The sequence below is a fragment of the Pseudonocardia sp. Cha107L01 genome (assembly GCF_052566575.1).
Genome location: NZ_CP199579.1, coordinates 4,206,972 through 4,219,072 on the forward strand (window position 1 = coordinate 4,206,972; position 12,101 = coordinate 4,219,072).

The following is a 12,101-nucleotide window of genomic DNA, read 5'->3' on the forward strand; positions in this document are numbered from 1 at the left end:
GGGTCAGCCGTAGAAGGTCCAGACGGACTTGGTCTCGAGGTAGCCCTCGAGGCTGTCCGGCCCGAGGTCGCGGCCGTACCCGGACTGGCGGAAGCCGCCGAAGGGTGCGGCGGGGTCGGTGAGCCCCCAGCCGTTGACGTAGACGGTCCCGGCGCGCAGTGCCTTCGTCGCCCGGTGGGCGGTGTTGACGTTCCGTGTCCAGACGCCGGCGGCCAGGCCGTACTCGCTGTCGTCCGCCCGGCGCAGGACCTCGTCGGTGTCGTCGAACGGCAGCACGGTCAGGACGGGGCCGAAGATCTCCTCGCGGGCGCAGGTCATGTCATCGCTGGCGTCGGAGATGACCGTGGCCGGGTGGAAGTAGCCGTCCCTCGGCACCTCGGGGCCCATGTGCACGGTCGCGCCCTGCTCGCCGGCGAGCCGCACGTGGCCCTCGACGCGCTCGCGCTGGGCGGCGTTGACCAGGGGACCCAGCTCGGTGTCGGCGTCCAGGCCGTGCCCGGGGCGCAGCCCGTCGGCGATCGCCCGGAGCCGCGCGACGACCTCGTCGTGCACGGAGCGGTGCACGAACAGCCGTGACGGTGCGCTGCAGGTCTGGCCGGAGTGCCAGAAGATGCCGCCGGCCGAGCCCGCGACGGCCGCTTCGAGGTCGGCGTCGGCGAAGATGATGTTCGCGCTCTTGCCGCCCAGCTCGAGGGTGACCCGTTTGACCTGGTCGGCGGCGCGTCGGGCGATCCGCTTGCCGACGGCGGTCGAGCCGGTGAACGTGATCTTGTCGACGTCCGGGTGGTCGACCAGTGCCTGGCCGGCGACTCCGCCGAGTCCGGGGACCACGTTCAGCACGCCCGGCGGCAGGCCGGCCTCGACCGCGAGCTCGGCGAGCCAGAGCGCGGAGTGCGGCGTCTCCTCGGACGGCTTCAGGACCACGGTGCACCCACTGGCCAGCGCCGGCGCGAGCTTCCAGCCGCACAGCAGCAGCGGGAAGTTCCAGGCCGTGATCGCACCGACGACGCCGACAGGGTCCTTCTCGGTCCGGATGTGGATCCCCGGGTGCGAGCTCGGCACGGTCGAGCCGACGATCTTGGTGGGCCAGCCGGCGAAGTAGTGGAAGGCCCGGGCGGCGAAGTCCACGTCGATCCCGCGCGCGGCGCCGCGCACCTTGCCCGCGTCGAGGACCTCGAGCTCGGCGAACTCGTCGGCGCGGGCCAGGATCGCGTCGCCGATCCGGTGCAGGACCTTGCCGCGCTCGAGCGGTGTCATGGTGCGCCACGGGGAGGCCGGGTCGAAGGCGCGGGTGGCCGCCGCGACGGCCCGGTCGATATCGGCGGCGCCCCCGCAGGCGGCGGTCCCGATCGCCCGCCCCGTGGCGGGGTCGAGGACGGGCCGGCTCTCGCCGCTCAGTGGGGCCTCGGCGTGGCCGGCCAGGAAAACGTGCGGGGCGCGAGCGAGCCGTTCGGCGACCGCGGCGGAGATGCTGGGGGTCTCGACAGTGAGAGTCATCGGTGTCCCTTCTCGATATTTGATACATTGACATGCTGTGGCTTGAAGCACAAGCCGCGGCGCTCAAGAACTCTCTGACCTGGTCTTTTGTCGGTGTATTTGACTCAAGAAGTCGACCAGAGCTTGGGTTGAACAGGTTTCCGGGCTTGTGTAACTTGTATCAAAGATCTAACTTCGAAGTCTGAAACGGCGAGCCAACTGGCTCTGACGACCGGCACGCAGGAGGCGTCGATGCCCCTCACGAACAGCACGACCACGTCGCACGCGACCGGAACGACGGCACCGCCGGACGGAGTGCCGGCCGCGCGCCCCTTCCGGGACGGCCTACTCACGCTCGAGCCGCCTCGGCTGCTCGGGTCGCGCTGCCTGGCCTGCTGCACGACGGCGTTCCCGGTACGGGAGTTCTGCCCGGCCTGCCGCGCCGTTGAGGGCGTCGAGCCGGTCGCGCTCTCCCCGAAGGGGCGGGTGCACTCGTTCACGGTCGTCCGGCAGGCCCCGCCAGGTGTCGACGTGCCGTACGTGCTGGCCTGGATCGACCTACCCTCCGACCAGGTCCGGCTGATGTCCACCCTCGTCGGGCTCGCGCCGGAGGAGGTCGCGCTCAACCTGCCGGCCGAGCTCGAGCTGACCGCGTTCGGTACGGCCGAGGACGGCGGCGAGCTGCTCGGCTACCGGTTCCGCGCGACCGGGGCGGGGGTGGCGGGATGAGCCTCGCACCCGCGCATGTCGCCGGGGCCGGGATGGTCCGGTTCGGCAAGTACCCCGCCGAGGTCACCCTCGAGCGGATGGCGGTCGGTGCCGCCCGCGCCGCGCTCACCGACGCCGGGGCGGAGCTGACCCAGGTCGACGGCCTGTACGTCGGTCACGTGTTCGGCGGACCCGTCGCCGGCCAGCGCGTCGCCGCCCAGCTCGGGCTCGACGGCACGCCGGTGTCCAACCACGAGAACTACTGCGCCAGTGGCGCGACGGCGATCCGGGAGGCGTGGGTCGCGCTGTCCGCCGGGCTGCACGACGTCGTCCTCGTGATCGGCGTGGAGAAGATGACCGACCGGATCTCCGGCGGTGTCCGGCCCGATCCCGGTGACCTGGATGCCGCCGTCGGCTACGTGATGGCGGCCGGGCACGCGATGAGCGCACGACGCTATATGGCCGACCACGATGCCACCCGCGAGCAGATCGCCGCCGTGGCAGTGAAGAACCACGCGCACTCGGTGCACAACCCGTTCGCGCAGTACCAGCAGCCGATCTCCCTGGCCCAGGTGCTCGGCGCCCGGCCGATCGCCGAGCCGCTCGGCCTGCTGGACTGCAGCCCGATCTCGGACGGAGCCGCCGCGGTGCTGCTGTGCAGCCCCTCCGGTCTGCGCCGGCTCGGGATCGGCGGGCCGGTGCCCAGAGTCGTGGGGGTCGGGCTGGTCAGCGGATCCGTGCAGACCGGGCTCGGTGACCTGAACGCGGAGGACGTCTCCCGCCGGGCGGGGGAGCAGGCCTGGAAGCTCTCGGGGGTCGGCCCCGACGAGATCGACCTGGTCGAGATGCACGACTGCTTCACCATCGCGGAGATCGTCCGCACGGAGGGCCTCGGGCTCGTGCCGCGCGGACAGGGCGCCGCCTGGACCGCGGCCGGCCACACCTCCCTCGGCGGCCGGCTGCCGGTGAATCCCAGCGGCGGTCTGCTGTCCCGGGGCCACCCCGTCGGCGCCACCGGTGCCGCCCAGGTCTGCGAGCTCACCTGGCAGCTGCGCGGCACCGCGGGCGGCCGCCAGGTTGACGGCGCCCGTACCGCGCTCGCGTACTGCAAGGGCGGCACCGTGAACGGCACCGACGGCGGCTCCGTCACCACGGTGGTGATGACCCGATGACTCCCACGTCCGCACAGACATCCGCAACTCGCCGCACCGCCGCCGGTGCCGGCTCGGCCGCCGAAGTGCACGTCGTCGGGGGCGGGGCACTGGTCGCCGAGGTCTCGCGAGTCGCGGCCGCCCTCCGGCCGTCCTCGCCGTCGGTGTGTGTCGTGCCGCGGATACCGGCCCCCGCCCCGCTGGCCGAGCTCACCGATGCCCGGCTCAGTGCGGACATCGGCGCCGCACTCGACGAGGTGCTGGCAGCGGTGCAGCGGGAGCTCGCCTTCGTGCGAAGCGGCCGCCTGGTGTTCGTCCTCCCCTCGGGTCCGCTGATGGCGGCGACCGGGTCCGCCGGTGCCGCCGCGGTGACAAACGGCGTGCTCTCGATGGCCCGCACGCTGGCCATCGAGCTGGCCCGCGACTCGGTGACGGTGAACGTCCTCGCCCTCGACACCGGGGTAGCCGCGGCAGCCGTCGGGCTGGCCGCCGCGTTGGCGGAGCAGCTCGCCACCCTGCTCGGACCGGGCGGGCAGTACATCACCGGCCAGGAGATCTACCTGACGGCTGGATCCGACCTGGGGAGGCTGCGGCCATGACACTGCACGGCAAGCTCGCGCTGGTCACCGGGGGCGCCGGCGGCATCGGCCTCGGCATCTGCGCCCGCCTCGCCCGGGGTGGCGCGACCGTCGTGGTCGCCGACCTCGACGAGGCAGCGGTCCGCGCGGCCGCCCAGGAGATCGAGGGGCGGCTTCACCCGGTCGTCCTCGACGTCACCGATCCGGACTCCCGGCACGCCGCGATCGCCCGCTGCGCCGAGCTCGGCGGTGTGGACCTGCTGGTCAACTGCGCCGGAGTGCTGCGCGACGCCCGGGTGGGCAAGCTCGACCCGACCCTGTTCCGGCGCCTGCTGGAGATCAACCTGCTCGGCCCGCTCGCCCTGATCCGGCTCGCCGCCCCGGGAATGGTCGAGCGGGGTGGGGGAGCGGTGGTGAACCTGGCATCGCGCGCCTGGCTCGGCACGTTCGGGTCCACGGCCTACTCCACGGCCAAGGGCGGTCTGGTCGGCGCGACGCGCTCGCTCGCCCTCGAGCTCGGCCGCAGCGGGATCACGGTCAACGCGATCGCTCCCGGCTTCGTCGAGACCCCGATGACCGAGGGGCTGCCACCCGAGATTCGCCGCCGCACCCTCGATGCCATCCCGGTCGGGCGCGCCGGGCGTCCCGACGACGTCGCCGACGCCGTCGCCTACCTCGCCACCGCCCCCTACGTGACCGGGCAGGTCCTGGTCGTGTGCGGGGGGCGCAGCATCGGCGACCCCTACGCCGCATGAGGAGCAGAACCATGCAGAACAGCCACGACGGACCCCTCGCCGGGGTCAAGGTCGTCGAGTTCGCCGGTCTCGGGCCCGGCCCGTTCGCCGCGATGCTGCTGGCCGACGCCGGCGCGGACATCGTGCGGATCGACCGGCCCGCCGGCAGGGTCGACGGCGGCGCCCTCACCCGGGGGCGGCCCTGGCTCGGGCTCGACCTCAAGACGTCCGAGGGGCGCGACCGCGCACTCGAGCTCGTCCGCCGGGCCGACGTGCTGATCGAGGGCTTCCGCCCCGGCGTGATGGAGCGGCTCGGACTCGGCCCGCAACGCTGCCAGGAGGAGAACCCTCGGCTCGTCTACGGCCGGATGACCGGCTGGGGACAGGACGGCCCCCGTGCGCGCGAGGCCGGCCACGACATCAACTACCTCGCCCTCACCGGCGCGCTGCGCTCGATCGCCCGCCGCGGCGCGGCCCCGGTCCCGCCCCTGAACCTGGTCGGCGACTACGGCGGAGGCGGCATGATGCTCGCCTTCGGCATCGTCACCGCCCTGCTCGAACGCGGCCACAGCGGCCGAGGGCAGGTGGTCGACGCGGCCATGGTCGACGGCGTGAGCCTGCTGATGACCGGGATCTGGAGCCGGGCGGCGCAGGGCCGGTGGTCCGGCGAGCCGGGCACCAACGACATCGACTCCGGCTCCCCGTTCTACGACGTCTACGCCACCGCCGACGGCGAGTACATGGCCGTCGGCAGCATCGAACCGCTGTTCTGGGCCCGGCTCCTGGAGGGCCTCGAGCTCGATTCCTCGGCGTTGCCCGACCAGTGGGACCGCGAGCAATGGCCGCTGCTGAAGCAGCTGGTTGCGACCGCGTTCGCCACCCGGACCAGGGCGGAGTGGACGGCGGTCTTCGAGGGTCTCGACGCTTGCGTGACCCCGGTGCTGTCGCTGGCCGAGGCACCCGCCGACGCCCACCTCGCCGCCCGGCGCACCCTCGAGCACCACCCCGACGGGCCACAACCCGCCGCCGCGCCGCGCCTCGACCGGACCCCGTTGCGCGCCCGCGCCGCCGACCCCCTCGACGAGGCCCTGGCGCGCTGGGGCGTGCCCGCCACGGTAGGTGTGTCATGAGCGCGGCAGAGAACACCCCGGCGAACGCGGTGATACTTTATCCATTCCAGACCAGGGGAGCGGGAGGAGCAGCGGTGGCCGGACGGGCTCGCGCCGACTCCCGCCCGCGCGGGCGGCGCCGCGCCCTGAGCGTCGAGGTGGCCGAGCACATCCGCTCCATGATCTTCGACGGCAGGCTCAAGGCGGACCAGCGTGTCCCGCAGGACGCCATCGCTGAGGAGCTCGGGGTGAGCCGGCTCCCGGTGCGCGAGGCCCTGATCGCCCTCGAGATGGATGGGCTGGTCACGTCCGAGTCGCACCGGGGCACCTTCGTGGTGCCCATCCGGTCCGAGGACATCACCGACCACTACAAGCTGTACGGGATGGCTCAGGGACTGGCCGCCGCCGGAGCCGTCCGGCGGATCACCAATCCAGTGCTGACCAGGCTCGACGAGCTGCACGAGCAGATGTGCGCCAGCGACGATCCGGATCTGGTGCACGACCTGAACTGGGAGTTCCACGCCCTGATCAACAAGACCGGGGCGAGCCGCAGGACGCTGTCCATACTGCGGCACCTGTCGCACAACCTGCCGCGCGAGGTCTACAGCCTGCCCGCGGCGGCGAGCCCGCAGGCCAACCGCGGGCACGCCCGGATCATTGCCGCGCTGCGCGCCGGCGACGCGGTGGAGGCCGATCTGGCCAACCGCGAGCACGTCCGCCAGGAAGGCGACCAGGTCGTCGCCGCGCTCAAGCGCGACGGCATTCTCGCCGACTGAGCTCGATCCCCGGCTGGCCATAGACGGCCGCCAACTTGTATCCAACATCCGAATCAATGGAGGTTCGGGATGGGCACCCATGTCTCGGTCGCCGGCATCGGCACCACCGACTACGGGGCGCTCGGGCGCACCGCCGATGACCTTGCCGGTGAGGCGCTGCGTGCCGCGCTCGACGATGCGGGGCTCGCCGTCACCGAGATCGACGGCCTGCTGACCCACCGCGTCGACAGCTACGAGTGCCTCGCCGCCGAGCACGGCCTCGACCCGCGCTGGACCGCGCAGCTCCCGCCGGAGGGCCGGATGACCGGCCCCGCGATCCAGCTGGCCGCGACGGCGATCCGTGAAGGCCTGTGCCACACCGTCGCCGTGGTGTACGGCAATGACGGCCGCACCCGGGGCGCCACCTACGGTGCCGGGAAGTCCGGGTCCACCGCGGCCGGCGAGGGCTACGGCAGCACGCCCGCGTTGACCGCCCCGTACGGCTTGACCTCGCCCGGGGCCTTCTCGGCGCTGATGCTGCAGCGCCACCGCCACCTGTACGGCACCAGCGACGAGCAGCTCGGCACCGTGGCCACGACGTTCCGCACCCACGCCGGCCGCAACCCGCAAGCGCTGCGCCGGCAGCCACTGACACTGGAGGACTACCTCGCCTCCCGCTACATCGTCGAGCCGCTGCGCATCCTGGACTACTGCCAGATCAACGACGGTGGCGTCGCCCTGGTGCTCACCTCCGCCGACCGCGCCCGCGACCTGCCGAAGCGGCCCGTGCACGTCCTCGGGGCCGCGCAACGCGCTCGACTGACCGGGTCCGACCTCCCCCCGGAGGACTTCTGGGCATCCGCCCTGAGCGAGGTCGGCAACGCCGTTCGGCACGCCGCGGACCGGGACCGCGCGGACGTCGACGCGCTGATGGCCTACGACAACTTCAGTCCCAATGTCCTGTTCACCCTCGAGGGCCTGGGCTGGTGCAAACCCGGCGAGGCGGGGCAATGGATGGCCGACGGCCGCATCGGGCTGGGCGGGGAGCTGCCCTGCAACACCTCCGGGGGCCAGCTCTCCGAGGGCTACCTGCAGGGCTGGGGCCTCGTCGTCGAAGCCGTACGCCAACTCCGGGGGGAATGCGGAGCACGGCAGGTCCCCGGCGCGCGCACCATCCAGTACGCCTGCGCCGCGCCGATCGTGTCGTCGGTGCTGCTCGGGACGGAGGCCTGATGGACGTCCAACCGCATGTCGACGGGCTGCGGGCCGGCGAGTTGCGCGTCGCCCGCTGCGGATCTTGCGGCACGCCGGCCTTCCCCCCGCCCCGAATCTGCCCACGGTGCGCCACCCGCGACGCCGCCGAGTGGTTCACCGCATCCGGACGCGGGACCGTCTGGTCCTTCGCCGTCTTCCACAAGACCTACCTAGCCGGGCATCCCGCGCCCTACCCGGTGGCCATCGTCGAGCTCGCCGAAGGCCCCCGGATCATCACCACGCTCACCGGCCTGACCACCGCCGACATCCGGGTCGGCCAGCCAGTGATCGCGGACGTCGACGCGCACAGTGAGCCGCCCCGCGTCGTGTTCCGCCCCGAACCCGATGGAGCAGCGCGATGAGCGTCCCGACCGATACACCCGCCACCAGGCCGGCCGGTCCGGTCGCCCTCACCCTCCCCGAGGTCCTTGACGACCTCGCCGCCCGACACCCCAACGCGGAGGCGCTAGTCGGACCTGAAGGGCGGACGACCTACGCCGCGCTCGCCGACCGCACCACCCGGCTCGCGGCCTTCCTCGCCGGCGCGGGCCTCCGGCGCGGCGACCGGGTCGGGATCCTGCTGCCCAACGGGCTGCGCTGGATCACCGCCGCCCTGGCCGCGCACCGCGCCGGCCTCACGGTGGTACCGGTCAACACCTGGTATCGCGCCGCGGAGCTGGAGCACGTCCTGCGTGGCTCCGCCGTCCGGCTCGTCATCACCGACTCGACGATCTTCGGGCGCGACGTCCGCGCCGAGCTCACCGCGGCTGGGCTGCCCCAGACCTTCCCGGCCGCCAACGGTCCGGACGGCTACCTCGGCGCCCTGGTGTGGCCGGCCGACGCCGAACTGCCGGGCGAAGCAGGCCCCGTGCCGCTCTCCGGACCCCGGCCGGACGACCTCGCCCTGCTGCTGTTCACCAGCGGCAGCACCGCCCGCCCCAAACCGGTCCCGCTCGAGCACGGCAAGCTGCTGCGCAACGGTTACGAGATCGGCCGCCGCCAGCACCTCGTCGCGGGCGACCGGCTCTGGATCGCCGCCCCGTTCTTCTTCGGCTACGGCTGCTCCAACGCGCTGCCCGTCGCGCTCGCCCACGGCGTCACGCTCTGCCTCGAAGAACGCGTCGACGGCGACCGCTCGCTGGAGTTCATCGCCCGCGAGCGCTGCACCGTCTACTACGGGCTCGCGCCCACCACCCGCAACCTGCTTGCCGCCCCGTCCTTCGGCCGCCACGACATTTCGTCCTTGCGCACCGGTACGACCGGGTTCACCGCCGAGGACAAGCGCCTGGTGATCGAGGAGCTCGGCGTCACCGAGGTCTGCAGCATGTACGGGCTCACCGAGGGCTACGGACACTCCACCGTCTCCGATGCCCACGATTCCGTGGAAATCCGCCTGCGCACCTCAGGACCGATCGTCCCCACCCAGGAGATCAGGATCACCGACCCCGACGGGACCCCGCTAGTGACGGGCGAGACCGGCGAGATCGAGCTGCGCGGCTGCGTGATCGGTGCCTACCTCGGTGGCCCCGAACTCAACGACGGCGCATTCCGGGACGGCGGGTGGTTCCGCACCAGTGACCTCGGCCACCTCGACGACGCCTGCCGCCTCCATGTCGTCGGCCGCCGCAAGGAGATGCTCAAGGTCAAGGGCATCAACATCGCCCCCATCGAGGTGGAGGAACTGCTCTGTAGCCACCGCGCTGTCGACCAGGCCTACGTGGTGGGCCTACCGGATCCCGCGGGAGACGAGCTCATGGTGGCGGCAGTCGTGGTCCGGCGCGGCCACGAGCAGGGGCCGGCATTCGTCGCGGAGCTGACCGCACACGTCAAGGCACGCGCGGCCGGTTACAAGGTGCCGACCCGTATCGAGGTTCTCGCCCAGGAGCAGCTGCCACTCACCGACACCGGCAAGGTCAGCAAGCGAGCCCTGCGAGACCTCCTGGCTGGAGGTACGGCGTGAGCATCCACACCCTCGCCGCCAACATCGGATTCACCGAAGGCCCGCTCTGGACCCACGACCATCGACTCCTCGCCGTGGCGATGTCGCGGGGCCTCGTCGTCGAGGTCGATCTCGACGGCGGCGTCGTCGACACCACCGAGGTCGGGGGCGGACCGAACGGCTTGGCCGAAGGTTCCGACGGCACTGTGTGGGTGGCGCAGAACGGGGCCGCGCTCCGGCCGAGCCGCTCCACGCGCCGCACCCCGCCCGGACTCCAACGAATCGAGCGCGACAACGTCATCGACGTCAATGTCGAGGGCGCCCTTGCCCCGAACGATCTTGTCGCCGGCCCCGACGGTCGCATCTGGTTCACCGATCCCGGCCTGCCGGGCGCCACCGGCAACGGCCGCCTGTGCGCACTCGAGCCGAGATCAGGCGCGACCTCCGTGGTGCTCAACGGCATCGCGTTCCCGAACGGTCTTGCCTTCGGACCTGAAGGCGACATCCTGCACCTCGCCCGTACCGACGAAGGGCGAATCACCCGTCACCGATGGACGGGAGATCGACTCGTCCCCGCCGGACAGGCAGCCGTCCTACCCGCCGGAGGGCCGGACGGGCTCGCGCTCGACGCGGACGGACGGCTCTACGCGGCCGCACCCGACGCCGACGCCATCTTCGTGTTCGAGCCGGACGGACGGCTGGCCGGGGAGATCCGCTTCCCCGGGCCCACCTTCCCGACCAACCTGTGCTTCGCTGGTCCTGACCTCGGGGTTCTTGTCGTGACCGCGGCCAAAGGCGGCAAGGTACTGCTGGTCGAGCGGCCTGGCGCCGCGCCCGGACTACCCCTGCGTGACGGGGCGGCCTGATGCCCCGACATCCGATGGCCATGAGCCGGGTGATCGCCGCGGTCACCGAGTTGGTCGACTCACAGCCGCGAGGGTCACGGCTGCCCGCCGAGCGCGCACTGGCCGATCGGCTCGGCGTGGGCCGCGCCGTCCTCCGGCATGCCCTTCGCCAGCTCGAGTACACCGGAAAGATCCGGACCCGCGCTCAGTCGGGCAGCTACGTTCGTTGATCTGGCACTCGCCGACTGCGTGAAGCACCGCGCTCGCAACGACCCGTCGGAGAGTAGAGAGTGGGGCGACATATGTCCGAGGAGCTTCTTCCCGAGCGGGGGACCGTGTCCCGTGCGGTCATTTTCGACAGGTACGGCGACGAGAGCGTGCTGCGAGTGGTCGAAGTCCCCGTCCCTGCGCCCGCGCCGGGTGAGGTTGTCGTCCGCGTCGTCGCCGCCGCTCTGAACCCGGGGGAGATCGGGATTCGGGAGGGCGTCTTCGCACAGATGTGGCCGGCGTCCTTCCCCGAAGGACAGGGCAACGACTTCTCCGGTCGTGTCGTCGAGATCGGGGCCGGAGTCACGTCCTTGACGGCAGGCGACGAGGTCATGGCATTCAAACCTCGAGGCGGCCAGGCTGACTACGTCAGCGTCGACGTGCCGCATGTCGCTCGTAAGCCGGCGGAACTGTCCTGGGAGGCGGCCGCCGCGATCCCTGGCGCCGGCGCGACCGCGTACGCGGCGGTACGCGCGGTGGCGCCGGTGGCCGGGGAGACCGTGGTCGTCTCAGCGGCGGCCGGTGGCGTCGGGGTGATCGCCGCTCAACTGGTGCGGCTGGCCGGCGCGCGGGTCATCGGTACGGCCGGCTCACACAACCACGACTTCCTGAGGTCGCTCGGCATTGAGCCGGTCTCGTATGGCGAGGGCCTCGCCGACAGGATCAGGAACCTGACGGACGGCCAGGTCGATGCCTACGTCGACACCTTCGGGTCGGGCAACGTCGATATCGCCATCCTGCTGGGCGTGGACCCCGCCCGAATCACCACCACCGCGGACGGATTGGCGGCCCAGCGCTACGGCACTCGCACCGACGCCCAGGAGGAGGCAGACACGCCCGAGGAATGGGAAGCCATCGCCGACCTGGTGCGGACGGCGCGGCTTGTGGTGCCCATTCAACAAGTTTTTCCGCTGACCGAGGTTCAGGACGCCTATCGTGAGCTGGCGAAGCGGCACACCCGCGGAAAACTCATTCTGCGCGTGAGCTGAGCGGCGGTCGCCGATTTCGCTACGCTGAACCAAGACGAATGGGGCGTCTGCCGATACAGGACCAGCCGCTCGCCCAGGTCATGCGGGAGCGCTATCAGGTGCACGCTGACCTGGTCGAGGCGTTCGCCGCCCGGGACTCGGACGAGGTGGCCCGGCTCAACCACGAGCACAGCCTCCATCGAATCACCGTAGCCGAGCTCGCCGCCAGCACGATCTGTTCAGCCGGTATACGGCTTCCGCGGGCCGAACGCCAGCGCCTCAGCCGTTCACTAGTTCCTTGATCGTGTGGCCGCGTC

At 71.9% G+C, this 12,101-nt stretch carries 14 protein-coding genes; 13 read left to right on the forward strand and 1 reads right to left on the reverse strand.

Annotated elements, in window-relative coordinates:
* Positions 1-3 precede the first annotated feature (3 nt).
* Positions 4-1,497, reverse strand: a complete 1,494-nt coding sequence (locus ACTXG6_RS19840; protein ID WP_445189280.1) for an aldehyde dehydrogenase family protein — start codon at positions 1,495-1,497, stop codon at positions 4-6.
* A gap of 231 nt (positions 1,498-1,728) precedes the next feature.
* On the opposite strand from ACTXG6_RS19840, the gene ACTXG6_RS19845 reads away from it, so the two are divergent.
* The 13 genes from ACTXG6_RS19845 to ACTXG6_RS19905 all read left to right on the forward strand — a co-directional run bounded on the left by ACTXG6_RS19845 (position 1,729) and on the right by ACTXG6_RS19905 (position 12,086).
* A complete protein-coding gene (locus tag ACTXG6_RS19845; RefSeq protein ID WP_445189281.1) occupies positions 1,729-2,205 on the forward strand; it encodes a Zn-ribbon domain-containing OB-fold protein in 477 nt (158 codons plus the stop codon).
* Entirely contained in the window at positions 2,202-3,356 is a 1,155-nt protein-coding gene (locus ACTXG6_RS19850) for a thiolase family protein (RefSeq protein WP_445189282.1), read from the forward strand. The genes ACTXG6_RS19845 and ACTXG6_RS19850 overlap by 4 nt, the downstream gene beginning before the upstream one ends.
* Positions 3,353-3,934: a hypothetical protein gene (locus ACTXG6_RS19855; RefSeq protein ID WP_445189283.1), complete on the forward strand. Its 582-nt coding sequence runs from the start codon at positions 3,353-3,355 to the stop codon at positions 3,932-3,934. Before ACTXG6_RS19850 ends, ACTXG6_RS19855 begins: the two co-directional genes overlap by 4 nt.
* Complete coding sequence (locus tag ACTXG6_RS19860) at positions 3,931-4,668, forward strand: SDR family NAD(P)-dependent oxidoreductase (protein WP_445189284.1); 738 nt, start codon at positions 3,931-3,933, stop codon at positions 4,666-4,668. Before ACTXG6_RS19855 ends, ACTXG6_RS19860 begins: the two co-directional genes overlap by 4 nt.
* Positions 4,669-4,679: 11 nt before the next feature.
* A complete protein-coding gene (locus tag ACTXG6_RS19865; protein ID WP_445189285.1) occupies positions 4,680-5,777 on the forward strand; it encodes a CaiB/BaiF CoA transferase family protein in 1,098 nt (365 codons plus the stop codon).
* A 74-nt stretch (positions 5,778-5,851) separates the two neighbouring features.
* A complete protein-coding gene (locus ACTXG6_RS19870; protein WP_445189286.1) occupies positions 5,852-6,532 on the forward strand; it encodes a GntR family transcriptional regulator in 681 nt (226 codons plus the stop codon).
* A gap of 69 nt (positions 6,533-6,601) precedes the next feature.
* Positions 6,602-7,744, forward strand: a complete 1,143-nt coding sequence (locus ACTXG6_RS19875; RefSeq protein ID WP_445189287.1) for a thiolase C-terminal domain-containing protein — start codon at positions 6,602-6,604, stop codon at positions 7,742-7,744.
* Positions 7,744-8,127 carry a Zn-ribbon domain-containing OB-fold protein gene (locus ACTXG6_RS19880; protein WP_445189288.1) on the forward strand — a complete coding sequence of 128 codons (384 nt, stop codon included), beginning with the start codon at positions 7,744-7,746 and terminating at the stop codon, positions 8,125-8,127. Before ACTXG6_RS19875 ends, ACTXG6_RS19880 begins: the two co-directional genes overlap by 1 nt.
* Entirely contained in the window at positions 8,124-9,725 is a 1,602-nt protein-coding gene (locus tag ACTXG6_RS19885) for a class I adenylate-forming enzyme family protein (RefSeq protein ID WP_445189289.1), read from the forward strand. The genes ACTXG6_RS19880 and ACTXG6_RS19885 overlap by 4 nt, the downstream gene beginning before the upstream one ends.
* On the forward strand, positions 9,722-10,570 hold the full coding sequence (locus ACTXG6_RS19890; RefSeq protein ID WP_445189290.1) for an SMP-30/gluconolactonase/LRE family protein: 849 nt from the start codon (positions 9,722-9,724) through the stop codon (positions 10,568-10,570). The genes ACTXG6_RS19885 and ACTXG6_RS19890 overlap by 4 nt, the downstream gene beginning before the upstream one ends.
* Positions 10,570-10,779, forward strand: coding sequence for a GntR family transcriptional regulator (locus ACTXG6_RS19895; protein WP_445189291.1), 210 nt, complete (start codon positions 10,570-10,572; stop codon positions 10,777-10,779). The genes ACTXG6_RS19890 and ACTXG6_RS19895 overlap by 1 nt, the downstream gene beginning before the upstream one ends.
* Positions 10,780-10,851: 72 nt before the next feature.
* Positions 10,852-11,805 (forward strand): NADP-dependent oxidoreductase, encoded by a 954-nt coding sequence (locus ACTXG6_RS19900; protein WP_445189292.1) that lies wholly within the window; start codon positions 10,852-10,854, stop codon positions 11,803-11,805.
* A gap of 38 nt (positions 11,806-11,843) precedes the next feature.
* A complete protein-coding gene (locus ACTXG6_RS19905) occupies positions 11,844-12,086 on the forward strand; it encodes a hypothetical protein (protein WP_445189293.1) in 243 nt (80 codons plus the stop codon).
* The last annotated feature ends 15 nt before the right edge of the window (positions 12,087-12,101 follow it).

What these genes read in the sequence shown, in the direction of transcription:
- ACTXG6_RS19860 (WP_445189284.1), top strand. Translation starts at nt 3,931, where the DNA reads ATGACACTGCACGGCAAGCTCGCGCTGGTCACCGGGGGCGCCGGCGGC.
- ACTXG6_RS19885 (WP_445189289.1), top strand. Translation starts at nt 8,124, where the DNA reads ATGAGCGTCCCGACCGATACACCCGCCACCAGGCCGGCCGGTCCGGTC.
- ACTXG6_RS19865 (WP_445189285.1), top strand. Translation starts at nt 4,680, where the DNA reads ATGCAGAACAGCCACGACGGACCCCTCGCCGGGGTCAAGGTCGTCGAG.
- ACTXG6_RS19895 (WP_445189291.1), top strand. Translation starts at nt 10,570, where the DNA reads ATGCCCCGACATCCGATGGCCATGAGCCGGGTGATCGCCGCGGTCACC.
- ACTXG6_RS19840 (WP_445189280.1), bottom strand. Translation starts at nt 1,497, where the DNA reads ATGACTCTCACTGTCGAGACCCCCAGCATCTCCGCCGCGGTCGCCGAA.
- ACTXG6_RS19875 (WP_445189287.1), top strand. Translation starts at nt 6,602, where the DNA reads ATGGGCACCCATGTCTCGGTCGCCGGCATCGGCACCACCGACTACGGG.
- ACTXG6_RS19900 (WP_445189292.1), top strand. Translation starts at nt 10,852, where the DNA reads ATGTCCGAGGAGCTTCTTCCCGAGCGGGGGACCGTGTCCCGTGCGGTC.
- ACTXG6_RS19850 (WP_445189282.1), top strand. Translation starts at nt 2,202, where the DNA reads ATGAGCCTCGCACCCGCGCATGTCGCCGGGGCCGGGATGGTCCGGTTC.
- ACTXG6_RS19845 (WP_445189281.1), top strand. Translation starts at nt 1,729, where the DNA reads ATGCCCCTCACGAACAGCACGACCACGTCGCACGCGACCGGAACGACG.
- ACTXG6_RS19855 (WP_445189283.1), top strand. Translation starts at nt 3,353, where the DNA reads ATGACTCCCACGTCCGCACAGACATCCGCAACTCGCCGCACCGCCGCC.
- ACTXG6_RS19880 (WP_445189288.1), top strand. Translation starts at nt 7,744, where the DNA reads ATGGACGTCCAACCGCATGTCGACGGGCTGCGGGCCGGCGAGTTGCGC.
- ACTXG6_RS19905 (WP_445189293.1), top strand. Translation starts at nt 11,844, where the DNA reads ATGGGGCGTCTGCCGATACAGGACCAGCCGCTCGCCCAGGTCATGCGG.